20 protein-coding genes and 4 pseudogenes are annotated in these 25,153 nt (G+C 53.0%); 17 read left to right on the forward strand and 7 right to left on the reverse strand.

The features are described 5' to 3' along the window. Positions 1-50 precede the first annotated feature (50 nt). The 13 genes and pseudogenes from ECL_RS08920 (at position 51) to ECL_RS08980 (ending at position 14,182) form a co-directional block, all read left to right on the forward strand. On the forward strand, positions 51-479 hold the full coding sequence (locus ECL_RS08920) for a hypothetical protein (protein ID WP_044159353.1): 429 nt from the start codon (positions 51-53) through the stop codon (positions 477-479). A gap of 95 nt (positions 480-574) precedes the next feature. Beyond that, positions 575-1,087 (forward strand): annotated as a pseudogene (locus tag ECL_RS27975) (M949_RS01915 family surface polysaccharide biosynthesis protein). A gap of 134 nt (positions 1,088-1,221) precedes the next feature. Then, positions 1,222-2,430, forward strand: a complete 1,209-nt coding sequence (locus ECL_RS08930; protein WP_013096437.1) for a hypothetical protein — start codon at positions 1,222-1,224, stop codon at positions 2,428-2,430. Further along, complete coding sequence (locus ECL_RS08935) at positions 2,427-5,900, forward strand: type VI secretion system protein ImpL (RefSeq protein WP_013096438.1); 3,474 nt, start codon at positions 2,427-2,429, stop codon at positions 5,898-5,900. The genes ECL_RS08930 and ECL_RS08935 overlap by 4 nt, the downstream gene beginning before the upstream one ends. Beyond that, positions 5,900-7,498, forward strand: a complete 1,599-nt coding sequence (gene tssA, locus ECL_RS08940) for a type VI secretion system protein TssA (RefSeq protein ID WP_013096439.1) — start codon at positions 5,900-5,902, stop codon at positions 7,496-7,498. The genes ECL_RS08935 and tssA overlap by 1 nt, the downstream gene beginning before the upstream one ends. A 33-nt stretch (positions 7,499-7,531) precedes the next feature. Continuing rightward, positions 7,532-7,705, forward strand: a pseudogene (locus ECL_RS08945) (PAAR domain-containing protein); the annotation flags it as partial. A 19-nt stretch (positions 7,706-7,724) separates the two neighbouring features. After that, complete coding sequence (locus tag ECL_RS08950) at positions 7,725-8,693, forward strand: IS5-like element IS903B family transposase (protein ID WP_013087110.1); 969 nt, start codon at positions 7,725-7,727, stop codon at positions 8,691-8,693. A 57-nt stretch (positions 8,694-8,750) separates the two neighbouring features. Continuing rightward, positions 8,751-10,217: pseudogene (gene tssF, locus ECL_RS08955) on the forward strand (type VI secretion system baseplate subunit TssF); the annotation flags it as partial. After that, the gene (gene tssG / locus ECL_RS08960) at positions 10,181-11,266 is read left to right on the forward strand and encodes a type VI secretion system baseplate subunit TssG (RefSeq protein WP_013096442.1); all 1,086 of its coding nucleotides are present in this window, start codon (positions 10,181-10,183) and stop codon (positions 11,264-11,266) included. The pseudogene tssF and the gene tssG, both read left to right, overlap by 37 nt. Next, the gene (gene tssJ, locus ECL_RS08965; RefSeq protein WP_013096443.1) at positions 11,244-11,789 is read left to right on the forward strand and encodes a type VI secretion system lipoprotein TssJ; all 546 of its coding nucleotides are present in this window, start codon (positions 11,244-11,246) and stop codon (positions 11,787-11,789) included. The genes tssG and tssJ overlap by 23 nt, the downstream gene beginning before the upstream one ends. Beyond that, entirely contained in the window at positions 11,789-12,244 is a 456-nt protein-coding gene (gene tssE / locus ECL_RS08970; protein ID WP_013096444.1) for a type VI secretion system baseplate subunit TssE, read from the forward strand. The genes tssJ and tssE overlap by 1 nt, the downstream gene beginning before the upstream one ends. 23 nt (positions 12,245-12,267) lie before the next feature. Then, positions 12,268-13,584 carry a VasL domain-containing protein gene (locus tag ECL_RS08975; protein WP_013096445.1) on the forward strand — a complete coding sequence of 439 codons (1,317 nt, stop codon included), beginning with the start codon at positions 12,268-12,270 and terminating at the stop codon, positions 13,582-13,584. Between the two features lie 118 nt (positions 13,585-13,702). After that, complete coding sequence (locus ECL_RS08980) at positions 13,703-14,182, forward strand: hypothetical protein (RefSeq protein ID WP_013096446.1); 480 nt, start codon at positions 13,703-13,705, stop codon at positions 14,180-14,182. Between the two features lie 34 nt (positions 14,183-14,216). Here ECL_RS08980 and ECL_RS08985 read toward each other — a convergent pair whose 3' ends face one another. From ECL_RS08985 to ECL_RS09000, 4 genes are all read right to left on the reverse strand, one after another. Further along, the gene (locus tag ECL_RS08985) at positions 14,217-14,780 is read right to left on the reverse strand and encodes a DJ-1/PfpI family protein (RefSeq protein ID WP_013096447.1); all 564 of its coding nucleotides are present in this window, start codon (positions 14,778-14,780) and stop codon (positions 14,217-14,219) included. Between the two features lie 217 nt (positions 14,781-14,997). Further along, positions 14,998-15,216, reverse strand: a complete 219-nt coding sequence (locus ECL_RS27980) for an Ecr family regulatory small membrane protein (protein ID WP_020689199.1) — start codon at positions 15,214-15,216, stop codon at positions 14,998-15,000. Further along, the gene (locus tag ECL_RS08995) at positions 15,213-16,445 is read right to left on the reverse strand and encodes a sensor domain-containing diguanylate cyclase (RefSeq protein ID WP_013096449.1); all 1,233 of its coding nucleotides are present in this window, start codon (positions 16,443-16,445) and stop codon (positions 15,213-15,215) included. Before ECL_RS08995 ends, ECL_RS27980 begins: the two co-directional genes overlap by 4 nt. Positions 16,446-16,528: 83 nt before the next feature. After that, a complete protein-coding gene (locus tag ECL_RS09000) occupies positions 16,529-18,667 on the reverse strand; it encodes a putative bifunctional diguanylate cyclase/phosphodiesterase (protein ID WP_044158464.1) in 2,139 nt (712 codons plus the stop codon). Between the two features lie 456 nt (positions 18,668-19,123). On the opposite strand from ECL_RS09000, the gene ECL_RS09005 reads away from it, so the two are divergent. The 4 genes from ECL_RS09005 to dbpA all read left to right on the forward strand — a co-directional run bounded on the left by ECL_RS09005 (position 19,124) and on the right by dbpA (position 23,239). Beyond that, complete coding sequence (locus ECL_RS09005; RefSeq protein WP_065242442.1) at positions 19,124-20,278, forward strand: methyl-accepting chemotaxis protein; 1,155 nt, start codon at positions 19,124-19,126, stop codon at positions 20,276-20,278. A gap of 119 nt (positions 20,279-20,397) precedes the next feature. Beyond that, positions 20,398-21,381, forward strand: a complete 984-nt coding sequence (gene zntB, locus ECL_RS09010) for a zinc transporter ZntB (RefSeq protein WP_013096452.1) — start codon at positions 20,398-20,400, stop codon at positions 21,379-21,381. A 274-nt stretch (positions 21,382-21,655) separates the two neighbouring features. Further along, positions 21,656-21,838, forward strand: coding sequence for a proline-rich small protein YnaL (gene ynaL, locus ECL_RS27850; protein WP_071830099.1), 183 nt, complete (start codon positions 21,656-21,658; stop codon positions 21,836-21,838). 27 nt (positions 21,839-21,865) lie between these two features. Further along, positions 21,866-23,239 (forward strand): ATP-dependent RNA helicase DbpA, encoded by a 1,374-nt coding sequence (gene dbpA, locus ECL_RS09015; protein ID WP_013096453.1) that lies wholly within the window; start codon positions 21,866-21,868, stop codon positions 23,237-23,239. 46 nt (positions 23,240-23,285) lie between these two features. Here dbpA and ttcA read toward each other — a convergent pair whose 3' ends face one another. From ttcA to ECL_RS09025, 3 genes and pseudogenes are all read right to left on the reverse strand, one after another. Next, complete coding sequence (ttcA, locus tag ECL_RS09020; protein WP_013096454.1) at positions 23,286-24,221, reverse strand: tRNA 2-thiocytidine(32) synthetase TtcA; 936 nt, start codon at positions 24,219-24,221, stop codon at positions 23,286-23,288. Positions 24,222-24,270: 49 nt separating this feature from the next. Further along, positions 24,271-24,505: pseudogene (locus tag ECL_RS27715) on the reverse strand (site-specific integrase); the annotation flags it as partial. A gap of 93 nt (positions 24,506-24,598) precedes the next feature. Further along, the gene (locus ECL_RS09025) at positions 24,599-24,817 is read right to left on the reverse strand and encodes a YgdI/YgdR family lipoprotein (protein WP_032618552.1); all 219 of its coding nucleotides are present in this window, start codon (positions 24,815-24,817) and stop codon (positions 24,599-24,601) included. Between the last annotated feature and the right edge of the window lie 336 nt (positions 24,818-25,153).

Genomic DNA, 25,153 nt, shown 5'->3' on the forward strand with positions numbered 1-25,153 from the left:
TTTTAGCGGTGTTCCTTGCTTACAGTTCCTGCGTACTGGCAGAAGAGTGTATGGATAATGCAAATATAAATTCTTTAAGAGAGATATTTAAGGAAAACAATAAAAAGTTGCTGATTGAAATGTCTTTACAAGAAGTAAGGCATTATATTGAAAGTGATTTATTGATCAAAAATGAATACAGTACACTTGTTAATGTATCTGAGGTTTACTATGGCTGGGGTGTTGACAAAAAAACAAAGTATCCTGTTAACACCTCGGCAGTTTACCCAAAAGAAAAAGTGTGTGTATGGAATATATCTTTTGCGCTACCAGAGTACATGAGAAAAAAATGTGATGATGATGGTGCTTATGGATATTTTATTGAATTTAAGAAAGTTAATGGAAAAATAGTTCTGTATAATTACACCTCTTTATTTGATACTCTTCCTGACGGAACTTTAGCTTGCAAAGCTGCAAATAAATTCATGCTGGGAAAATAGCTTGTGAGTATTGAAGTAAACATCTCGTTATAAAGGGAGATGTATTGTTGATAAATCATTATTTGACACCTTTCCTGATTATTAGGATAAGTTGTATGTTACTTATTTATCCAATGAACTCTACTTTTGCTAAGGATCTTATTTACAATGCAAAGTGGAACGACAATTCTGGCGAACATTTTCTGGTGATAGAAAAGGAAATCAATAAAAATAACACGGGAGAGCATCTATCTGTAAAACAGGTGACGAAGAGAAAGGTTGATTGGGTACTAAATGATTATGTTAATGACTGTGATGTAGACATTAATCTGAATGTGATAAAAGAATAAATTGAAGTAAACAATAGTTTCACCGATGGTGAAGGGACAGTTTTATTTGCTTATAAAATTGGATGTATTGGTGGGATAGATCCAGTAACTGTAAAATACTTTGCGTATAAAAATGGAGTGAAGCATGCTTTAAGAGGGGAAGAGCACATCATTGTTGCAAACGAGGGTTATGGTGGTGAAAACCCTCCAATTCCAGATCATAATCTAAAAAACGATAAACCTCTGTTAAATTACATGTTGAAAAAATGGAAGGCCATTTCAACAACAAAAATAAATTAACGCAATTACTCTTTATTAAACGAGCGTTCATTTATTTAAATGTGGGTTTTAATGGGGTGGTAATGCAATGGGTCTAATCTTCGCCTCATTTTCATCTCAAGCCAGTTTAGCTATTCTGTAATATGAGAAAATGAATGTCATATACACTTAAATATTTGCCAGAACGCTACCCCAGACCTAAACCTCTGAGATTTTCTCGTTGGTTTGTTGCTCTGGTTGTTATGCTTTCTATCAGTGTTATCTTAATGCGTTTATTTGGGCGTTATGTCGGAAATCTGTACTTTTGGAAATTGGCTTTAGGTTTACCTATTTCTTTGTGGAGTATTCTGTTTGCTTGTTGTTTTCTTCTTTGGGCATTGCGGGATAGCAAAGCAAATGCTTTTGACAAACAGCGAGAACAGTGGATTCTTCTAGAAACCCGTAAGGCTCGACGTGCGCTGCAGGTGCTGAATGCAACATTTATTACCGGCCACTCATCTGTTGCACAGAAAGATATAGCTATTGCCATGCAAAAAAACGATAGCATTATTGTTTCACAGGTCGACCGGGATGGTAATGAAAGTACCAGAATGAGCCAAATTTCATCTAGCCCGCAGGACTCGTCAAAATTCGTGATAATTAATATTTTTTCGCGGTTGATTACTGACATTCCTTTTGCACAATTCCCTGACAAAGTCCCACTGATTGTTGTTTTTGATATAACAACATCTCTGCCCCTTGAGAATATACGCCATTACTGGGACGAGGTCTGGCAAAAGAATAATATTACCCATCCTGTTGAATATGGTGAAGGGAGTGGACTCAGCGTAATTGACCGCTGGCTGAATGTACGTATTAAAGATAAAGCGATGTTACTGATTGTGGGACTCCAGTTTCATCCCTCTGATTCTGATAACACGGCAGAAGCAGCCGTTGCGCTGCTTCTTGGCAACCGCCTGACACAGGAGGCACTCGAACCTCTCGCGTTGTTACACCGGCCAGATGCTTCCCCTCCTGGTGAACTGAGCGAGGGAATGAACATGGCCGCCTGGAACGTCCCGCTCAAAGAAAATATCGTTAAAAATTTATGGCTTGCCGGGATGACGGGTGAGCAACGCGCAGAAGTGATCGCGTGCCAGAATGCGCATCCTGCGCAGTCTGTAGCGGACGACTCCGTCATTTCACTCGACAGGTCTATGGGGCATGCCGGTGCCGCAGCCCCCTGGCTGGCCATCGCGGCCGCCACTGAAATCGCCCGACAGACACAGTCCCCACAGATGATTATCTGCGGTGATACGACACAGAATGTGCTGTGGAGCACGCTCATTACCCCGATTGCTTCCCGACAGGAGATGGATCCGTGAAGCTACCTTTTGCTTTTGCACCGAAGACTACGGAAGGCCGCTACCTTGCTGTCACATTGATTTTCTTTTTGTTGTTAGCCGCTATGACGTTCATGGTCTGGAAGCATCCGGATATTGCCGGGATTCAGTACGGTAGTCAGCAGCAAACTTACTGGCTTATCGCTGGCGGATGTATTTCAGGATGCACACTTATCATGCTGGTTGTGCACCTGTGGGCTGCTCTCAGTGCCGGTAAAAAGGAGTTTGATGCGCTTGTCGCCAATGTCAGTGGTGATGATGAGAAAAAGAAACGGGAAAATGATAACGACCCTGTTCACCCTGCGGTGGTCATGTGTGACAGGATTCGGGCGCATCTCCGCTCCCGTATTAGTCTTTACTGGCGCAGCAAAACCCGTCTGCTGTTAATCACTGGCGATGAGGCGGCCATCGAACAACTGGTACCCGGCCTGCAACAGCAGCAGTGGCTTGAAGGTAACCGCACCGTGCTGATTTACGGCGGCAGCCTGGCATCGGAGCCCGACCGCGAAAAATACATCGCGCTGCGCAAGCTGCGACGCGGACGCCCGCTGGACGGGATTATCCGTGTACTACCGCAGTCGCTTAAGCTGACCCCGCAAATCAGCGACAACGATTTACGCGGGCTGGAAAAAATCAGCGAACTGCTGCGCTATTCCGCCCCGGTCTGGCTGTGGCAGTTGTGTGGCAGCAACTGGTCGCAGGATACGCGTCCTGAGCAGGCGGTAGGCGCAAGCTTTCCTCTCCGCGCAAACGAAGGCGACGTGATCCGCCAACTCGAGCGGATGCTGCCGGCGCTGCGGACGCAGGGGATGAGTCAGGTCTCCGAAAACAACCGCCACGACTTCCTGTTGCGCCTGGGCCAGCATCTCCAGGACGGCGGTATCGTCCGCTGGACTGAGCAACTGGTGCCATGGTTGGCTGCCTCCCGGCAGCGCGTTCCCCTGCGGGGGCTGATGTTCAGCCTGCCGGAGAAGAAAACTGCCGGTACGTCAGCGAGCACAGCCGACGCTGAGCAATATATTCCGGGGTCACAGCGTCATGCACTGACCCTGCCGGCAATCTGGCAGGGTACCGTTGACGACTGCCCCCGCGTTCGTGGCCGCCGTGTCGGTATGGCGTGGGAGCAGACGCTTGCCTGGACGCTGATGGCCATTATCGGTGTCTGGGGGGCGGGAACGCTGCTGTCGTTCGCGGTTAACCGGTCACAGATAGTCTCTGTTGCGCAGCAGGCGCATGCACTGGTGGAGCACCCTTCCGTATCGGATTACCAGCTGACGGCCCTGCATACCCTGCGCAATGATGCCGGCCGCCTGCAGCACCGTATCCAGGACGGAGCGCCCTGGTATCAGCGCTTCGGCCTCGACCATAATCAGCAGCTGCTTGATGCGATGCTGCCCTGGTACGGCGTGGCAAACAACCGCCTGATACGCGACCCGGCAAATGAGGCGCTTAAGCAGAAGCTCAGCGCGCTGGCAAATTATGCCCCCAACAGTGACCAACGGGCACGACTGGCGAAACCGGGCTATGACCAGCTGAAAGCCTGGCTGATGATGGCTCGTCCGGATAAAGCCGACGGCGCATTCTACGCGCAGACCATGAAAACCGTGCAGCCGACGCGAATGGGTATCTCAGCAGGCCTGTGGCAAAGCCTGTCACCGGATTTGTGGGCTTTTTATATATCCGAACTGCCAGCGCAGCCACAGTGGAAAATCACGCCGGATGCGCAGTTGGTCAGCCAGGGCCGCCAGGTGCTGCTGCAGCAGATAGGACGGCGCAACGCGGAAAGCACGCTGTACGAGAACATGCTCAAATCCGTGCGCCGTAACTTTGCCGATGTGTCTCTGGAGGACATGACTGGCGGTACCGATGCCCGTCGCCTGTTTACCACCGATGAGGTGGTACCGGGAATGTTCACCCGTCAGGCCTGGGAGGGGGGGATTCAGCAGGCTATCGAAAAGGCCGCAAATTCCCGCCGCGATGAAATCGACTGGGTACTGAGCGACAGCCGAAAAGCCGTCTCCTCAGACCTGTCGCCGGAAGCACTGAAAGCGCGTCTGACACAACGCTACTTCACTGACTTTGCTGGCAGCTGGCTGAGCTTCCTCAACAGCCTGCAACTTAATCCGGCGAACAACATAGCGGATGTCACAGACCAACTGACGCTGATGAGCGATGTCCGCCAGTCACCGCTGATCGCCTTGATGAATACCCTCGCCTGGCAGGGACAGACCGGACAGCAGCGCGAAGCTCTTTCGGACTCCATCATCAAATCGGCTAAAGATCTCGTAGGTGGAAAAGATAAGCCTGCGATTGATCAGTCTGCGTCAGGACCGCAGGGGCCGCTGGATGACACCTTTGGACCGTTGCTTCAGCTTCTGGGTAAAAACAAGGGCAGCAACGTCATGTCGGCTGATAACTCCCTGAGCCTGCAGACGTACCTGACCCGTATCACCCGCGTGCGTCTACGCCTGCAACAGGTGGCTAGCGCCTCTGACCCGCAGGCGATGATGCAGACCCTGGCGCAGACCGTATTCCAGGGCAAAAGCGTGGACCTGACCGACACCCAGCAATACGGCAGTCTCATTTCTGCAAGTCTTGGCGAAGAGTGGAGTGGTTTTGGCAGCACGATGTTTGTGCAGCCTCTGACCCAGGCATGGGAAACCGTGCTTCAGCCGTCGGCAGCGAGCCTCAATGACAAGTGGAGCCGCTCTGTGGTGGCGAACTGGCACACCGCATTTGACGGTCGTTTCCCGTTTGCCGCGAGTAAAAGTGATGCCTCCCTGCCGATGCTGGCTGAATTTGTGCGTAAGGACAGCGGACGTATTGAACGCTTCCTGACGACAGAGCTCGGTGGTGTTCTGCACAAGGAGGGCAGCCAGTGGGTGCCGGATAAAGTCAACAGCCAGGGGCTGAGTTTTAACCCGTCCTTCCTGCGGGCGATTAATCAGTTGAGTCAGTTGTCGGACATTTTGTTTACCGACGGCAGCCAGGGTATCAGCTTCGAACTGCAGGCGCGTCCGGTACCGCAGGTGGTGGAGACGCAACTGACTGTTGATGGACAAAAGCTGCACTACTTTAACCAGATGGCTGACTGGCAGTCCTTCCGCTGGCCGGGAGACACGTACAAGCCGGGAACCATGCTGACCTGGACCACGGTCAACGCGGGTGCGCGTCTGTTCAGGGATTACAGCGGAACCTGGGGCTTTATTCGCTGGCTGGACCAGGGCAAGTGTGCGCAGCTTGATCGCAGTCAGTGGATGATGAGTTTCACCGCGCCGGATGGCCGTACCCTGCAGTGGGTGCTGCGTTCACAGCTGGGCAGCGGGCCGCTGGCGTTACTGGCACTGCGCGGCTTCACGCTGCCGGATCAGATATTCAGCGTCGACAGCGCGGCCACGGCGCAGGCGCTGATGGACAGTACGGAAAGCAGTGATATGGACGGAACGGAATAATGGATATTTTGCAGAATCTGGTGGCCGCCTGTCAGGCGGATGAAACCCTGTTGCGACAGCAGGCGCAGACTCGTACGGAACGCTGGCTGCGCTGGCTTGCTCCGGTCAGCGTGACCTGTCCGACGGGAGAAGACCCGGGATATGACGATGATTTCCAGCGCATTCGCGAGGAGGTCAATAAGCTTTCCGGCATCGATACCGGGCTGATTTGCACGCTTGCCGAAAAACTGATGACCACCACGGCAAAAGATATCCGGGTTGCGACTTATTACTGCTGGGCGCGCCTGCATCAGAATGGCGAAGCTGGCTTCGCCGAAGGGCTTGAACTGGTGGCAGGATTACTGCAGCGCTACGGCATGCAGCTTCACCCCCGGCGGGACCGCAGCCGCAAGGCCGCGCTGGAATGGCTCGGCGGTACCCGTGTACTGGACAGTTTGTCACTGTACCCGGAGGTCGTACGCGAGGATGCACAGCGTACCGCCGGGACGCTACTGCTCATTGCTGACAGCCTGGAGACAGAGCCTGAAGCGTTACGGGCGGAGCTGAATGCCCTGTACAGCGCTCTTGAGTCCCGTCTGATGAAAGGCGGGGGCGTGGATGCCGTGGTACCGCAGAACGCAAGCAATCAGACACGTAGTCAGCAGCCATCTCACACGACAGAACAGGACGCGCCAGTGCTGAGCCGCATCACCTCGGGTCAGGACTTACTGGCTCAGGCTCGCACCCTGACGGGGTACCTGCGTGAGCAACCCGGTGGCTGGCTTGCGGCGCACCGGCTGATGAAAAGCCTGCGTCATGACACGCTGAGCGCTATTCCGGCACCGGATGCTGAAGGGAAAACGCGCATCGAGCCGCCGCGAGCTGACCAGCGGGCGATGCTCAAGCGCCTCTATCTGCAACAGAGCTGGCTGGAAATACTGGAGCAGGCGGACAATACCTTCTCGCGCGGTGCCAATCACCTCTGGCTGGATTTGCAGTGGTATACCCATCAGGCCCTGATGAAGTCGGGGCAGGATGTGCTGGCCGACATCATCACTGCCGACCTGAAAGGGCTGCTGCGCCGTCTTACCGGGCTTGAAACCCTGGCCTTTAACGACGGGACACCGTTTGCCGATGAGGTCACGCTGAACTGGATAAACCAGAGCGTGCTGGACGATATGTCCGGCTGGCGGGATGAACCTGTCAGCGCTATCAGTACTGGTGATAACGATATTCTGGCGCTTGAACCTGAAGCACTGGAGAAAGCAGACAGCGAAGGACTGGATGCCACACTCCACTGGCTGCAGACGCGCCCGGGGACCGACACCAAAGACAGATGGTTGCTGCGTCTGCTGATGGCCCGTGTGGCAGAGCAGAAAGGTAAAAATGAACTGGCCCTGCATTTACTGGGTGAGCTCGACAATGCCGCACAGTCCATCACCCTCGCACAGTGGACGCCGGCGCTGTTGTTTGAAGTGAAATCACGCCGCTTCCGACTGCTGTGCATAAAAGCCACACGCAGTGAAGCCGATAAGTCACGGCTTCAGCCGGAGATGGACCAGCTTCTGACTGGTCTGATTGCGCTTGACCCGGCAGGCAGTGCGGTGCTTTGCGGGTAACCAGGACTGAATTCAGCAAATAAGGAAAAACATATGCCAGCAAAAGGTTTTTATCTGGTTCAGGGTGACAAAACGACCTGCGGTGGAAGAATTATCACGGGCGCAGAAGATCACACACTGTTTGGTAAACCTGTTGCCAGGGAGCAGGACGGCGTGACCTGTGGTAAGTTTGTAGGGCTTTACAAGGTCGCCGGGGCTTTGTTGAATAAATCGAACTTTTGCTGAGTTGAAGGATCAGATCACGTATCTTCCCGACAACGCAGACCGTTCCGTGGCAAAGCAAAAGTTCAAAATCACCAACTGGCCCACCTACAATAAAGCCCTCATCAACCGTGGCTCCATAACTTTCTGGCTGGATGATGAAGCTATTCAGGCCTGGTATGAGTCAGCAACACCTTCTTCACGAGGCAGACCTCAGCGCTATTCTGACCTTGCCATCACTACTGTGCTGGTCATTAAACGCGTATTCAGGCTGACCCTGCGGGCTGCGCAGGGCTTTATTGATTCCATTTTTTCTCTGATGAACGTTCCGCTACGCTGCCCGGATTACAGCTGTGTCAGCAGGCGGGCAAAGTCGGTTAATGTCAGTTTCAAAACGCCCACCCGGGGTGAAATCGCACACCTGGTAATTGATTCCACCGGGCTGAAGGTCTTCGGTGAAGGCGAGTGGAAAGTCAAAAAGCATGGCCAGGAACGCCGCCGTATCTGGCGTAAGCTGCATCTCGCCGTTGACAGTAAAACACATGAAATCATCTGCGCTGACCTGTCGCTGAACAACGTTACGGACTCAGAGGCCTTCCCCGGGTTAATCCGGCAAACCCACCGGAAAATCAGGTCAGCCGCCGCCGATGGCGCTTACGATACCCGGCTATGTCACGATGAACTGCGGCGTAAGAAAATCAGCGCGCTTATCCCTCCCCGAAAAGGTGCGGGTTACTGGCCCGGTGAATATGCAGACCGTAACCGTGCAGTGGCTAATCAGCGAATGACCGGGAGTAATGCGCGGTGGAAATGGACAACAGATTACAACCGTCGCTCGATAGCGGAAACGGCGATGTACCGGGTAAAACAGCTGTTCGGGGGTTCACTGACGCTGCGTGACTACGATGGTCAGGTTGCGGAGGCTATGGCCCTGGTACGAGCGCTGAACAAAATGACGAAAGCAGGTATACCTGAAAGCGTGCGTATTGCCTGAAAACACAACCCGCTACGGGGGAGACTTACCCGAAATCTGATTTATTCAACAAAGCCCCCCGACTGGCGTGAGATGAAAGAACCGATGCGTATTGACAAAGGCTTCGAAGTAAACTCGCGACCGATCGGTGAAAAAGGCACACGTTGTCGCTACACCACAACTCAAGAGATAACCCTACAGCCACTGGCACTGGAGCATGCCCGCCTGTCGACTGATCCGGACGGGCGTTCGGTCATCAGCCTGCGCTTCAGCTGCAGCCATCTGGCTGACTGGAGTTGTGTCGATCTCAGCCAGATCCCGTTCTATTTCAATGCTGACGCACCACTGGCCTGCGCCATGCATGAAGCCTTTACCATGAACACTGCGCGCCTCTGGCTGCGGATGCCGGGTGACACGGACAGAAGACCGCTGGACGGGTATTTCACCGCACTGGGGTTTGGTGAAGATGACAGACTGTGGCCGAAAGGGGACAGCAGTTTCAGCGGTTACCAGTTGCTGCTGGAGTATTTCACCTTTCGCGAGAAATTCATGTTTACGGGGCTGCGCGGACTGGAGAGCGTGGCCTTTCCGGCTGAACTCCCCTGGTTTGAAATCGATGTGGTGCTGGCAGAACGCTGGGAGCACGATTTCAGCTTTACCGAAAAGCATCTGCGCCTGAACTGCGTGCCGGTGATTAACCTGTTTCCGCTGGAATCTGACCCACTGACGCTTAACTCCTTACAAACCGAATACATGCTGCGCCCGATGCGTGTGCAGGATGGCCATACCGAGATATACACCGTGGATTCGGTGATGTCATCGAGCCAGCATACCTACGTGCCGTTTTCGAGCTTCCGTCACAAAGGCGGAATGATGCGTCATGAAGCACCGGAATATTACTACCACACCCGCGTGCGCCGGGGGCCATCCGGGTTGCATAACACCTGGCTCATCCTCGGCGGTGAAGCGTTTGATAACCATACGGTGCCGGAAGATGAGAGCCTGTCGCTGACGCTCACCGGTACCAACGGCCAGCTGCCACGGCGTGCGCTGCAGAGCACTGTACTTGATACGGTGATGAAAACGACTTCGGCTAATATTGCCGTGCGCAACCTGTGTGCGCCAACGCTGCCTTGTTATCCACCGGCGCAGGACCGTTTTCACTGGCGCGTACTGAGTCACCTTGGCAGCGGGTTCCTGTCGATGATGGATAACGCCGATGTGCTGCGCGGGACCCTGGCGCTGTATGAATGGACCGACAGCGAGATGAATCGCCGCCGCCTGGAAGCCATCCTCGACGTGAAACACAGTGAAACCGTGCGCTTTGAGCAGGGCTATCTGGTTCGTGGCGTGCAGATTGAAGTGACGCTGGACAGCCACGGCTTTGCCGGGCGCGGCGACATCTGCCTGTTTGGCGAGATGCTGAGCCGTTTCTTCGCGCTGTATACCGACATTTATCTGTTTAACCGCCTGATTATCATTCTGCAACCGACAGGAGAGCGCCTGGAATGGGAAGAGAAGCACAGTCGCCGCATTCCCGGCTGACCCCGCGGCTGGAAGCCGACCTGCACCGCATGAATTTTTATCGTTTCTGTCAGTTGCTGGAGAAACGTCATCCGGGCAGGCCACTGATGGGTTCAACCAGTCATCCCGCAGATGATCCGGTACGCTTTGCACCGCATCCGGGGATGGGTTTTCCAGCCGGTGAACTGAAGTGTGTCGAATATGACGAAGACGATGACAACACACCTCCGGTTATTCGAGCGACCTTCATGGGGATGTACGGTGTCGATTCCCCCTTGCCGACGGCGTATCTTGATGACATCACTCAGCGCCGTGAAGGACATGATGCGCTGCAGGGGTTTCTGGATATCTTTAGCCACCGCATCCTGACGCAGTTTTACCGCATCTGGCGTAAGTACTCTTACCCGGCCACCTTTGAGCCCGGCGGGACCGACAGCATTTCGCAGTCGCTGCTGGGCCTGGTGGGGCTGGGTATTCCCGGCACCGCGAACCACATTGCCACACCGGTATCCCGTTTTCTGGCTCTGCTGGGTGTACTTCAGCAACCGGGGAAAACCCAGGAGGGGATACAGGCCCTGGTGAGCCTGCTGGCACCGGATACCACTGTGACGGTCAGCCCGTACTGCCTGCGTCCGGTGGAGGTCAGTCAGCCACTGGGTTTTTACGGTGATGACGATTTTCTACTGGATGGCAACACGCCACTTGGAGATGAAGCGATGGATGCCAGCAGCCAGCTGCTGATCGCGCTGTCCACCGATAACGAACAGGAATCACAGGGATGGAAACCGGACGGTCTGCTGTATCAGGACTTCCTGGTGATGCTGCGTGTCTACCTTGGCTGGCGTTTTAAGGCAAAAATCACCCTGACAACCCTAACCCGCCTGCTGGCCGTGCCACCGCTCGGTGAAGGATCTTTCTGGCTCGGCATGAATGGCGTACTGGGGGCGGAGGAGGGAGCGTTTGCAGATGATATCCCGCAAACCTTTACGACGGAACTGGGCTATTACACTGGCCTGCAACCTGCAACACCACAACAAGGAAACCGACGTGTTACGTACAAGTTTGATTAAACCCGCGTGCTGGCTGCCTGCACTGCTGGCGTTCAGCCTCACGGGCTGTGGGATTACGCAGGGTATCACTGATGGCACTAAATCGGCATTTAACGCTGTGTTTTATAAAAAAATTAAGGTACTGCATCTGGATTTCACCGCCCGTGAAGCGTTGAACACCGATTCCCGCGAAAGTAACTCGCTGTCTGAGCCGGTGGTAGTCCGCGTATATCAACTGAAAGACCGCAAGATCTTCGACAAAACGGTCTATCAGCAGCTGCTGAAGGACGGGGAGACCATTCTTAAAGCGGACCTTCTGACCAGCCGTGACGTGGTGGTGAAGCCGGGCGGAGATGTGAGCCTTGATATGCCGATGGAAGAAGAAGCGCATTTTGTCGCGGTGGTCGGGCTGTTCCGCCATCCGGATATGGTTAACAACACCTGGAAACAGGTGCTCAGACGTGAAGATCTCGATCCGGATAAACCGCGCATTCTTGAAGCCGGGAATAACCATCTGACATTACAACCGCGAAAGGATGACTGATGCCACAGGGACATAACACGCCATCGCTGTATGAAATGCTGACTGGTAATTTTTCCGGTGGTCTGAGCCTGCACCAGGTCAGTGAGCAGAACCAGGTGATTTTATCCGTACTTGATAACATGCAGCGCGTGCTCAACTGCCGCGCCGGTACGCTGGCGCACCTGCCGGACTATGGTCTCCCGGATATGACCAAAATTCTGCAGGGGATGCCGGGTACGACCCATGAACTGATGGAGATCTTATCGTCTGTATTGCTTAAGTACGAGCCCCGGCTTAAGAGAATCGATGTGGTGTTGCTTGAACAGGCTATTCCCGGCGAACTGCGCTACGCCATCGACGCGGAGTTGAAGGGCATCGGTCTGGTCCGTTACGGTACGGAATTTATGCCGGAGGGCAGGGTGTTAATCCGCCACCTGAAACAGCAGCAGTACCTTGATACCCGCGCCGCACTCTGATTTTTATTCAGGCTGAAACCATCATGACGACACAATCCGAACGCCACCTCAAAACCGGCGGCGACCCGCGTACGCTTGCGGATTACGCCGCCCTGCGTGACGAAATGAACAAACTGACCCACCCGGCGCGACCGGACATCAACTGGCCGCAGGCGGAAAAGCTCTGTCTGTCGCTGTTTGAGCACAACGGGGTGGAACTGCAGACCGCGGCCTGGTATACGCTCGTCCGAACGCATCTGGCCGGTCTATACGGCATGAACGAAGGACTGGCAATAGTGGACGCACTCCTCTCCCGCCAGTGGGGCAATATCTGGCCGCAGCCTGTGCATACGCGTATGGAAATTCTCAGCGCGCTCAGCAGGCGGTTACAACAGACGATGCGCACCATGACGCTGACCTGTACCGACCTCAGCCAGTTGTACCAGACAGAAGAGCACCTGAACGCACTGGGCGACATATTGCAGCGTCTTGAACTGAGGCATGCCAGCCAGCTCGATGCCCTGCGTACCCAGGTCCATAACGCGGCGGTACGGCTGGAAAACAGCGAGGGCGGGCAGGAGGCGGGCGGTGCTGTTCTCCCGGCCAGCTTTACGACCCCGGCAGAACACGTCAGGTGGGTCTATGTCGCGCAGCCGGAGCCGCTGCCGGACAGGCAGGTGATGACCGCGCCGCCTCCGGTGAAGCCCTGGAAGCCATTTGCCGCCGGAATGGCGACCATGCTGGTGATTGCCAGCTCGGTGGCATGGGGATGGCAGACGATGCATACACCAGACCCGGCTCAAACACAGCTCGATGCCACTCTGGCGCCTTTACCTGACGAATTATCCAAAGCGCAGTTGCAGGCGCTGCGACAAGTGTCACTATCACCCGTGGCAGGGCTTAGCAAGACGCAAAATCGGCTCGCACAGCTTAGGGAACTGAAACCTGACTGGGCATGGCGCTACGGCGATAGCCTGGTGCAGCAGGCGCTGATCCTTTGGCCGCAAGAGGCGAAACCGCTGGCGCAACAGTGGCAGCAGCAGGTTAACGTTGCTGCACTTCCGCAGCCATATCTGACTGGCTGGCATCAGGGAATGACCCAATTGCAACAACTGGCGAACCGGCTTAACGCACTTGATGAACAGCGGGGTAAGTACATGACGGTCAGCGAGCTGAAATCAGCGGTATTTACCATGATGCAGGCATTTAACAGTGCCGTGCCTGCAGAGGAACAACTGCGACAGCTGGCAGATCTTCCTGAAAACCAGCCGTGGCCTGTCGCGCAGCAGAGCCAGACAGAACAGCATCTGCAGCAGTTGATTGCTCGTTATGCCCTGATGAAACAAAAAACGGCGGAATAGCTACAAAGGGTTCCCTCGTTTAAGAAGGCAAGGAAACATCCGGGAAGATAAAAATGGCCGGTCAGCGCAGGGGGCGCTGATCCTGGTTTAACCGTGTGAAGAGAACAGAGGCAACAACGTGTCAGCCAGAGAACGTTTCTTTAAAAAAGTGCAACAGAGTAGCAAGAACATAACGTCAGGTAACACCTCAGTTGAGGCTGAAATCGTTGAATTCTGCGAGCGGTTAGAGGGGCTGGCGCAGCAAATCATTGAGTGGTTTGCGGGCACCAGCATTGAAGTCACGTTATCACGTCAGTATCTTCACGATCTGAGCACATTAGGTTATAGCCTGAGCAGCGGAATTTGCCGCTATGAGATAGCGACTATCCTTCTGCAGAATGGCGAGCGTAGTGTCAGTATCGTGCCAGAACAGCTCTTCCGTGCAGGAGAAACGGGTTGTGTAAGAATGCGTGTTGAAGCTCCGGGCTTTCGTGAGGTGTTTTATCTGAGCATGGCGCCGGAAGCGGGCTGGTTTATCCGGCGCGAGTTTCAGAGCATTAAAGAACGCGCTCTTTTGACGGAAGAACGCTTTTTTGTTGCGGTCGATCGTCTGGCTTGAAGAGCGTATGTAAAGAGCAGGTTGCCTTGCAGGCCTATTCCAACAACTTCGCAAATTTCGCCAGCCACTGCGGATGCGCAGGCCAGGCCGGCGCGGTGACCAGGTTACCATCAACGTGAGCCTGATCGATACCGATATCGGCATACTCGCCGCCGCTGAGTCGCACTTCAGGCGCACAGGCCGGGTAGGCGCTACAGGTTCGTCCTTTTAAGATCCCGGCGGCGGCCAGCAACTGTGGGCCATGGCACACGGCCGCAATCGGTTTGTGCGCGTCATCAAATGCCTGCACCAGCTTCAGTACGTCATCATTTAACCGCAGGTATTCAGGCGCTCTGCCGCCAGGGATCAGCAGGGCGTCATAGTCCTGCTCGTTAACGGCGGAAAAATCGGCATTGAGGATAAAACGGTGACCCGGTTTTTCGCTATAGGTCTGAGCACCGTCGAAATCATGGATAGCGGTCATGACATAGTCACCCTTCGCTTTATCCGGGCAGACGGCGTCAACCTGATGGCCAATCATCTGTAAGGCCTGAAATGGGACCATGGTTTCGTAATCTTCGGCGTAATCGCCCACCAGCATCAGGATTTTCTTGCTCATCATTTTCTCACTTTTATGGATAACGACGTTTTAGATATAGCCTGGTGTAGCGCAAATGTCGGAAATAAAAAAGCCCGTCAGAGCACGGGCAAAATAAGCAAGTGATTTAGCAATTCGTTACCAACATAATGGAGGATAACGGCGCATATCTTACGCGCCTGTTGAGTTGGCCGATACCTGATAATTTCGGTAGGTGAAACAACGGATTAAACGTGCGTTACAGCGCGTCGAAAGTGGGGTAAATGCTGTTTTCAATATATTCCGCCACTAACCAGATCTCGCCGCTGAAGATAAACCAGAATCCGAAAATAATAAGCATTAAAATAATTATGGTGAGGATTATTTCTGTTCTTCCCATTGCAGACGATACCCACCCATAGTCTTTTTCATCAAGATGGGCATTGTAGCGGGGCTTTATCCGATACACCAGTTTCATGCCGCCAGGACTTTATTACGGCCATCATTCTTGGCGCGATAAAGCGCGTCATCTACCCGTTTAAAGAGATCGTCGATACTCTCATCCTGGTTGTGCCGCGCCACGCCAATGCTGACCGTAAATCGCGGCAGGCCGGGGATCGAGATGCGGGCAACCGCTGCCCGGATCGTTTCGGCGATTTGTAATGCAGTATCGAGAGAGGTGCGTGGCAGCAGAATGACAAACTCCTCGCCTCCCCAGCGGAACACGAAATCCTCTTTTCGGCTACAGGCCTCCAGGGTACGTGAAAGTGCGATGAGCACTTCATCCCCCTTCAGATGACCAAAAACGTCGTTGATATTCTTAAAGTGATCGGTATCCACCAGCAGTAAACTGAATTGCTGCTGTAGAGGCAGGTGCGTGAGATTCATTTGCTCAGCGATAATATAGAACTGTCGCCGGTTGAGCAGGCCCGTCATGGCATCCTGTAACGCGGCATGTTCCAGCTCAAGCTCCAGCCTTTTTTGCTCGGTGATGTCATGGATAATGCACAACATCAGTTTATCCCCGTAGATCTCAATTGGTCCGGCATAGGTCTGAACATGGCGGGTTGATCCATCGGCAAGGCGGTGCACAAAGTTGAGTGGCTTATGCCCACCCGGCAGAGCGGCGATTTCGCTCATCACTGGGATCACATCGCGCCCCAGAGTGTTGATCTCCCAGGTATGCTTGCTGCACATCTCCTCGTGCGAGTAGCCATAAAAGTTAAGCGCGGCGAGATTGGCATCAACAATTTGGCCGTCGCGAGCAGGGTCGATCAGCAACATCGGGGCGCTGTTTGTCAGAAAAAAGCGAGCATAGAATCCTTGCTTTTTTCGCTGGTAAGTAGCGGAGCGGCTCGCTTTAAGCCCGGTCGGTGCCGGATGTGAAATCCCTTCAAAAACGATAATGTCGCCGTACGGCGCATGGTGGGTCAGCGAAAGACGACAGCTCAACGCGGTTTCATGCCCGTCGCGCCAGACTGTCCAGATCTCGACAATCTCCTGGTCCGTTTTCAACTCAGGGATATACATCGACAGCACGTCTTGCGCATTGGCTGAGAAAGCGCCTTTTCGCAGATCATCCACCGTTTTATCCCCCATCACCTGAACCGCGGCCGTATTCGCAAAAATAATATGGCCAGAAACGGGGGAGATCAGCCACACGGGGGTTTTAATGACATTCAGCGCATCAAAATAATTTTGCGACATAAGGAATTCCTGTACATCGGCACAATATGCCTGACGATCACGACGGAATCGACTCGCGTGGACTCCTCTGAACCATACTCCAGTTAACCCTGTGTAGCATGATTTTTTTGTGAAACAAAAGCGGATTCCGAATGAATTTTACCAATTGGTATAATCTGTTTCTGTGAATTAATCTGCAGCAGTAGCCACGGGATCTGTTCGGCAGGCAAAGGTCTGGAGAACAGAAAACCCTGCAAATAATCACACCCGAGCTCTGTTAACACCGCTCGTTGCTCTTCTGTTTCGATCCCTTCGGCAACAACATACATCTCCATGGTCCGGGCAATATTAATAATGGTCTCCACCAGCTTGCGGCTTTTCTCATTTTCCAGCATTGACGTCACAAAGCTTTTGTCGATTTTGAGCTCTTTTGCCGGAAGCACGCTGAGCATAAGCAGATTAGAATAACCGGTGCCAAAATCATCAATAGAGACGGTGATCCCGGCCTGGTTGAATGCACTCAGTAATTCGATACTGCGGTCGAGATTTTTAAGGGCAGTGCTCTCCGTGACCTCAAGGATGAGCCGGGAAGGAGAAAGATTATATTTCTGCAACAGAGACGATACGGTCTGAAAGATATCCGGCTGTTCAAACTGAACAGGGGATAAGTTAAAAGACAACGTCCAGTGGGCAAAACCTTGTTCAGTCCAGAAATGCAGCTGACGGCATGCGGCCTCAATCGCCCAGTTACCTACAGGAATAATTAATCCCGTCTGTTCAAGCGAAGGTAAAAACAGATTCGGCAGTAGCACGCCTTGTTCGGGATGTCGCCAGCGAAGAAGCGCTTCAAAGCCGTGGATAGTTCTCTCTTCAGCGTGCCAGGTGGGTTGATACCACAGCTCAAACTGATCGCGCTCAAGCGCCTGCGTGAGTTCCTGCAAAAAACCGGGGTTAGCCGGGATCGCCGTCGACATCTCTGTCCGGTAGACCGCCCAGTCGTTTTGGCCTTGCTTTTTAACGTACTGCATTGCCGCATCTGCTTTTAGCTTTAACTCATGCAGCGTTTCGCCATCCTGCGGATAACGACTGACGCCTGCGCTGAGCGTTGTACTCAGCGTATGCCCGCATACGGAAAGCGGGCGGCGCACATCATCGAGTAGCGTTGAGAGGAGGGACTGGAGTTTGTCGTCATCACATTCTGGAACCAGCAGAATAAAAGCATCGCCCCCCAATCTTGCCAGGGTCATCTCACGGGTAAGCCTCGCCGTGATGCGCTGCGCAATGGTGATTAACAACTCATCCCCGACGTTATGTCCCCAGGTGTCATTAACCTGTTTAAAGTGATCAACGTCGAGGAAGATCACGGCAAATTGTTTATTGCTAAGCAACGCGCTGCGCAGGCAATCCTGCATGCGCAGGTCCATCTGGTGGCGATTAGCAAGGCCGGTAAGGGCATCAAACCGTGCCTGTAGTTCAAGCTGTCGATTGAGCGCCTGAAGGTTGTCCGTGAGCCGGTTGGTACGCCAGTGGGAATCAATGAGTGAGATAATCAACATCATGCCGAGCAGGCACAGCGTGGTGACCGACACCCCTATCGATAATCCCAGTTCGCTGATACCGCCGGGTAGGGTATGAGCCATATCACTGAACTGAGCGGCCCGCATGCCAGTGTAGTGCATGGCACAGATGGCAGCGCCCAGAACTAAAGCGGCGAGAATGCGATTGATAAAGATCCCTTTTCGCTGATGCCGCAGGTGAAAGGCCAACCAGAGCGCGGCACCGGAGGCCATTACGGCAATCAATACGGATAAACCGATGATGGGGTGATCCCAGATGATGGGGCTGTCCAGCATCAGTGCGGCCATACCGATATAGTGCATTGATACCACGCCTGCGCTCAGAATTAAGGTAGAGAGAAGCAGTCTGAAGGGCGAAAGGCGAGCGCCCGTCACGGCAATATTCATTGCCAGCATAGACGCCACCACCGCGACGCCCATTGAGGCGAGGGTTAACCAGAAGTTGTAGCTCATGATCATGGGAATTTTCATCGCTAACATACCAATGAAATGCATCGACCAGATCCCGACGCCCAGCGTAAGCCCTCCGGCAAAACGCCAGAACAGAGCGGCCTTCCCGCTGGAAAGCGGGATTTTCCCGGCATTCTCCAGGGCCACAAACGAGGCGATAAAGGCCACAAGATAAGAGATGGCTATTAACACTGGGTCCCACGATACATTGAGCATTATGCAATCCCACGCCAAAGGGGTTACTGATTTCGCCAACCGGGACAGATCTTTATCTGGCTGCGTGCAGGCGAGTTCAAACAATATTAGTTATAGGGTACGTAAAACGGCCCGCACTATTAAAACGCAAAACTGTAAGCAATATAAAATATATTCTCAGTTCTAACTTGTTAAGCACAGCTAAACAAGGGCAGTTAATTGCAACAAAGTCTCTAAAATAGGGTGGTGATTAACCCATTTAGCCGCAGGTGATGGTATCGCTTAAGTTCGTGTCAGACCAGTATCACAGTATCCATGGCACAATATTTCCCACAATACGCTTTTTTTATCTCACTTAAGTTAAATTGCAGGTTGCTAACTGCGAAACAACAAAGCACCGCTATTCGTGAGGACAAACGCCAGTACGGATGCTATAAACCTTAATGCCGACCAAAATATTAAGTTGTGGGAATAATCATGCTAAAAAATATTAGTGTCAGAACCTTCATTGTCTATTTCCTTTTGTCTCTTTTTTTGCTAAACGCAGCTGTCGTCTTTCTATTTACCGGCGCATCGTCGCTCTTAATAACGCTCAATGTAATAAATGTGATTGCTCTTTTTTTACTCTGGATTTACATGACCCAATATCTTGTGACACCGATCAATACTGTGAAAAAAAGTATTGAAGAAGTCACGGCAGGGAATCTTGGCGTGACAATCCCCGAGTTTGGCAACAACTGCGCAGGGCGTTTAATTCCCGGGATTAACAGCCTTTCGGGCAATATTGCAACGCTGGTCCGGGAAATCAGGGCGTCGTCACAAACCGCCATGACCTTATCGGATCAACTCTCCGCACGCAGCGCGCAGCTATCAGTGAAAACGGAGCAGCAATCGGCTTCGCTGGTGCAAACTGCAGCCAGCATGGAGCAGATGGCTGCGAGCACCAAAAACAATGCTGATAACACCCGACTCGCCAGTGAACAGGCCAATCAGGCAACGCTTCAGGCGCGTAAGGGGGGCGAGCTGATGGGGCAGGTTGCTCACAATATGCAATCGATCACCGAATGCGCACAGCAAATGACGGAAATCATTTCGATGATCGACGGCATTGCTTTCCAGACCAATATCCTTGCGCTTAACGCGGCCGTTGAGGCGGCAAGGGCGGGAGACCACGGAAAAGGCTTCTCTGTGGTCGCGGAGGAGGTGCGAAATCTGGCACACCGCAGCGCGGAAGCGGCGAAGAACATCAAAACGCTGATTGAAGTCACCAGCAATAACGTTACACAGGGCGTGACGGTAGTGTCAGAAGCGGAAAAAAACATGCGTGAGATTGTGGCTGGCTCCGGCAATGTCAGCCGTCTGATGGATGAAATTTCCAGTTCCACATCCGAGCAGGAGAAGGGAATTTCACAGATTACGCTGGCATTATCAGAGCTGGAAAGGGTCACGCAAAGCAATGTGGCGATGGCGGAGGAACTTAACGGATCCTCTGACGTGCTGCGCAATCAGGTTATCGAACTGCAGTCACGGACACGCAATTTCCGGCTTGACGGGGGATACGCGGCTGATAGTTCGTTAACTGCACCGGTTGTTCCGCTGGCGTTCCCGCAGCGACAAGGACATTCCGCCTGAAGGGACACCGCCGTTATCCGTACAATTCCCGAGCGATTTCAGCGCCATGCGGAACATAGTGGTTGCGTAACCTCTGCCGAAAGCTAGACTGACAACGAAAAGCTAAAAGCGGAGGCGTTGTGGAGAGCATAAAAGGGTCTGAACTGAACGTTCCTGACGCAGTGTTTGCGTGGGTGTTTGACGGTAAAGGCGGTGCCCGGCCGCTGGAAGACAACGACGTGATCGATCACGCGCATCCCTGCTGGTTACACCTGAACTATACCCATCCGGATAGCGCTGAATGGCTGGCATCCACCCCTTTACTGCCAAACAACGTGCGTGATGCGCTGGCAGGGGAAAGCCTGCGGCCACGCGTGAGCCGGATGGGGGACGGTACGTTGATCACGCTTCGCTGTATTAACGGCAGCACGGATGAACGTCCCGATCAGCTGGTGGCGATGCGCGTCTATATGGATGATGGGCTTATTGTTTCCACTCGCCAGCGTAAAGTGCTGGCGCTGGATGACGTGGTAAACGATCTGAAAGAGGGCACCGGGCCGACCGACTGCGGCAGCTGGCTGGTGGATGTCTGCGATGCGCTTACCGATCACGCGAGCGAGTTTATCGAAGAGTTGCACGATAAAATTATCGATCTGGAAGATAACCTGCTCGACCAGCAGATACCGCCGCGCGGTTTCCTGGCGTTACTGCGCAAGCAACTGATTGTGATGCGTCGCTACATGACGCCACAACGTGATGTATATGCCCGTCTGGCCAGCGAGCGTCTCAGCTGGATGAATGATGACCAGCGCCGCAGAATACAGGACATTGCTGACAGGCTGGGGCGCGGGCTGGATGAAATTGATTCCTGTATTGCCAGAACCGCAGTAATGGCCGATGAGATAGCACAGGTGATGCAGGAGTCGCTGGCCAGAAGAACCTACACGATGTCGCTGATGGCAATGGTCTTTTTACCCAGTACCTTTCTGACCGGTCTGTTTGGCGTAAACCTGGGCGGCATTCCCGGTGGTGCTTATCGCTACGGCTTTACCGCGTTTTGCGTCATGTTAGCTGCTTTGATTGGCGGTGTTGCATGGTGGTTGCATCGTAGTAAATGGTTGTAAATTTACGCTTTTTCCACCTTTTGCGCGGATCAAAACGCTCTTTTAATTGAGCAAAGTCAATAAACAGAAACCGTGTAAGGTGCATTATTACTCCCGCAGGTGAATGCAACGTCAAGCGATGGGCGTTGCGCTCCATATTGTCTTACTTCCTTTTTTGAATTACTGCATAGCACAATTGATTCGTACGACGCCGACTTTAATAGTCGGCTTTTTTTTGCCTCCCGTTTCTCAGGGTCTACCCTAAAAGGGTCAATCCATAAAACTGGAGGGAAAGATGAACCATCTACTCGCGCTGCAACGGCTGCATTCACGGCAGTCCGATCCGGTCCCGACCGACCCAACGCCCATGCCCGATCCCATTCCGCGTCCGCAGCCTATGCCCGACCCGCCGCCCGATGAAGAACCGATTAAATTGTCGCATCGAACCCCGAGATCTGCGAGGATACGCGCCATCTGACCGCAAAGATGACCACGAGAGACTATTGTGACCGCTTTTTCTACCCTGAATGTTCTGCCTGCCGCCCAACTCGATAACCTCAACGAGTTGGGATACCTCACGATGACGCCTGTTCAGGCGGCCGCATTACCCGCCATTCTTGAGGGGCGCGATGTTCGCGTACAGGCAAAAACCGGCAGTGGGAAAACGGCAGCGTTCGGTCTTGGACTGTTACAGCATATTGATGCCACTCTGCTCCAGACCCAGTCTCTGGTTCTGTGCCCGACTCGCGAACTGGCCGACCAGGTCGCGGGTGAGTTGCGTCGTCTGGCGCGTTTCCTGCCCAACACCAAGATCTTAACCCTCTGCGGCGGACAGCCGTTCGGGGCGCAGCGTGATTCTCTCCAGCATGCGCCTCATATTATTGTCGCGACACCTGGCCGTCTGCTGGATCATCTGCAAAAAAGCACCGTTTCACTGGATGCCCTGCAAACGCTGGTGATGGATGAAGCAGACCGTATGCTGGACATGGGCTTCAGCGACGCGATCGACGAGGTGATCCGCTTCGCGCCGGAAGATCGTCAGACATTGTTATTCTCTGCGACCTGGCCTGACGCCATCGCTGCAATCAGCGGTCGTGTACAAAAAAATCCGCTGACGATTGAAATCGACAGCGTGGATGCGCTGCCTGCCATCGAGCAGCAGTTCTTTGAAACCTCGCAGCAGGGCAAAATCCCGCTTCTGCAGAAATTGCTGAGCCAGCACCAGCCCGCCTCCTGCGTGGTGTTTTGTAATACCAAAAAAGATTGCCAGGCGGTGTGTGATGCCCTGAATGCCGCCGGGCAAAGCGCGCTGTCATTGCATGGCGATCTGGAACAGCGCGATCGTGACCAGACGCTGGTTCGCTTCGCGAACGGCAGCGCCCGTGTGCTGGTTGCAACCGATGTCGCCGCACGCGGGCTGGACATTAAATCGCTGGAGCTGGTTGTTAACTACGAGCTGGCCTGGGATCCAGAAGTACACGTTCACCGCATTGGGCGTACCGCACGTGCCGGAAACAGCGGGCTGGCCATTAGCTTCTGCGCGCCGGAAGAGGCGCAGCGTGCCAATATCTTGTCTGAAATGCTGCAGATAAAGCTTAACTGGGTGAACACTCCGGGGAACGTTCGCGTTGTGCCACTCGAAGCCGAAATGGCGACGCTGTGCATTGATGGCGGCAAAAAAGCCAAGATGCGTCCAGGCGACGTATTAGGCGCGCTGACAGGTGACATGGGACTGGATGGCGCCGATATCGGCAAGATTACCGTTCATCCGGCACACGTATATGTGGCAATCCGCCAGGCGGTTGCGCATAAGGCATGGAAGCAGCTGCAAAACGGGAAAATTAAAGGCAAAACCTGCCGGGTCAGATTGCTGAAATAAGCGGCAGAAAAAACGCGTCTCAGACGGACTCTAAGACGCGACAGGATTATTTCACTTCAAGTACGTTCAGGCGCAGCTCGTCAAACTGATTATCATCCTCTTCCGGCTGCCAGCCTGCAGGCTGCATGGGGATCTCTTCCCGATCAAACGCCAGATCGCCGCCATTCACCACTTCTGAATCATGGTTGATGCCTTTGAAGTCGAACAGCTCAACATCCGCAAGGTGAGAAGGCACCACGTTCTGCATTGCGCTGAACATGGTTTCGATGCGCCCTGGATAACGTTTATCCCAGTCACGCAGCATGTCACCAATGACCTGGCGCTGCAGGTTCGGCTGAGAGCCACACAGGTTGCATGGAATAATCGGGAAAGCTTTCGCCTGGGAGAAGCGTTCAATGTCCTTCTCGCGGCAATAGGCGAGAGGGCGGATGACAATGTGTTTGCCGTCATCGCTCATCAGCTTAGGCGGCATGCCTTTCATCTTCCCGCCGTAGAACATGTTCAGGAACAGCGTTTGCAGGATATCGTCGCGGTGATGACCCAGCGCAATTTTGGTTGCGCCCAGCTCCGTCGCGGTCCGGTACAGAATGCCACGACGCAGACGAGAGCAGAGAGAGCAGGTGGTTTTGCCCTCCGGGATCTTCTCTTTTACGATACCGTAGGTGTTTTCTTCGACGATTTTGTACTCAACACCCAGCTTATCGAGATATTCCGGCAGGATATGCTCAGGGAAACCCGGCTGTTTCTGGTCAAGGTTTACGGCCACCAGGGAGAATTTCACCGGCGCGCTCTGCTGAAGATTACGCAGGATCTCCAGCATGGTGTAGCTGTCTTTACCCCCTGACAGGCAAACCATGATGCGGTCGCCTTCTTCAATCATATTGAAGTCTGCAATGGCTTCGCCCACATTACGGCGCAGCCGCTTCTGCAGCTTGTTGAGGTTGTATTGTTCTTTCTTTGTATTTGATTGATTGTCTTGCATTTATTGCTACCTTCGGAGCCAGCAGGGGCAAAAGTTTTCAGCGTGCCGGCTAATCGTTAAGCATCAGCACCTGTTCGCCATTCATTTTCCACGCATTCTATGCCGCAACTGTCTGGCTATGAAAGATGGGTTAACGCCGGCAGTCAATGCCAGCGGGCAAAAGTATGTCGCGTATGGTACGGATTCCGGCGGCGAATACCAGCACGTTTTACAGCGATGAAGGATCTTGTGCCGACTTGCGGTAAAGCGTAATCGGCTTTCTGTTCGCCATCAGCGAGACGTGGTCGTCAAAACAGATAACATAAGGTGGGTAAGGGCAGGCAAGCTCCGCTCAGTTAAATGGCGGAGCCAGTAAAACGGAAGAACAGATCAGGCGGCTACTTCTCTACAATCTCTTTCACATCCGATTGATGAATCTGATGAATGCTGCCATCTGCATCTTTGTATGAAATTAAACCGGTGTCTTTATCTCGCTCTGGTTTTCCATGTGTGGTCATCATATGTCCATCTTTGGTCGATATAACATAATCACTTGAGCACCCTGTTATTGCTAACGCGACACCTAATGCCAAAAATGCAAAAATACCACCCTTCATATTAACCTCTAATTAACTTTATAGTTACAATCGTTTTAATACAGCATTATTTAACAACAGTGAATTGCAACGCTTCGTCAACGAAAGGGAATTTCCATTTTAAGCAAAAAAGAGCAATAAACGGCCACAGCGTACCCGTATATGTGGCGTTTAATCTTATGCTTCTATTTGAAACCCCTATTTTTTATAGATGTAATCCTTTATGACTATTTCCGTTGCTCTTCATTCGCATCACTATTGATTTAACTTGTATCGCTGCTTATTATCTTGCGTTTCAGCGTATGGGAATGTGAAGCTCGCATGCGACTTTACTGACGTGCTGGCGGCTCGGATTAG

Source organism: Enterobacter cloacae subsp. cloacae ATCC 13047, assembly GCF_000025565.1.
Lineage (GTDB): Bacteria > Pseudomonadota > Gammaproteobacteria > Enterobacterales > Enterobacteriaceae > Enterobacter > Enterobacter cloacae.

Coding starts and splice junctions, on each gene's coding strand:
- ECL_RS08920 (WP_044159353.1), top strand. CDS start 51: ATGGATAATGCAAATATAAATTCTTTAAGAGAGATATTTAAGGAAAAC.
- tssE (WP_013096444.1), top strand. CDS start 11,789: ATGCCACAGGGACATAACACGCCATCGCTGTATGAAATGCTGACTGGT.
- ynaL (WP_071830099.1), top strand. CDS start 21,656: ATGAACCATCTACTCGCGCTGCAACGGCTGCATTCACGGCAGTCCGAT.
- ECL_RS09005 (WP_065242442.1), top strand. CDS start 19,124: ATGCTAAAAAATATTAGTGTCAGAACCTTCATTGTCTATTTCCTTTTG.
- ECL_RS09000 (WP_044158464.1), bottom strand. CDS start 18,667: ATGCTCAATGTATCGTGGGACCCAGTGTTAATAGCCATCTCTTATCTT.
- ECL_RS08975 (WP_013096445.1), top strand. CDS start 12,268: ATGACGACACAATCCGAACGCCACCTCAAAACCGGCGGCGACCCGCGT.
- tssA (WP_013096439.1), top strand. CDS start 5,900: ATGGATATTTTGCAGAATCTGGTGGCCGCCTGTCAGGCGGATGAAACC.
- tssG (WP_013096442.1), top strand. CDS start 10,181: ATGGGAAGAGAAGCACAGTCGCCGCATTCCCGGCTGACCCCGCGGCTG.
- ECL_RS27980 (WP_020689199.1), bottom strand. CDS start 15,216: ATGAAACTGGTGTATCGGATAAAGCCCCGCTACAATGCCCATCTTGAT.
- ECL_RS09025 (WP_032618552.1), bottom strand. CDS start 24,817: ATGAAGGGTGGTATTTTTGCATTTTTGGCATTAGGTGTCGCGTTAGCA.
- ttcA (WP_013096454.1), bottom strand. CDS start 24,221: ATGCAAGACAATCAATCAAATACAAAGAAAGAACAATACAACCTCAAC.
- ECL_RS08995 (WP_013096449.1), bottom strand. CDS start 16,445: ATGTCGCAAAATTATTTTGATGCGCTGAATGTCATTAAAACCCCCGTG.
- ECL_RS08985 (WP_013096447.1), bottom strand. CDS start 14,780: ATGAGCAAGAAAATCCTGATGCTGGTGGGCGATTACGCCGAAGATTAC.
- ECL_RS08930 (WP_013096437.1), top strand. CDS start 1,222: ATGTCATATACACTTAAATATTTGCCAGAACGCTACCCCAGACCTAAA.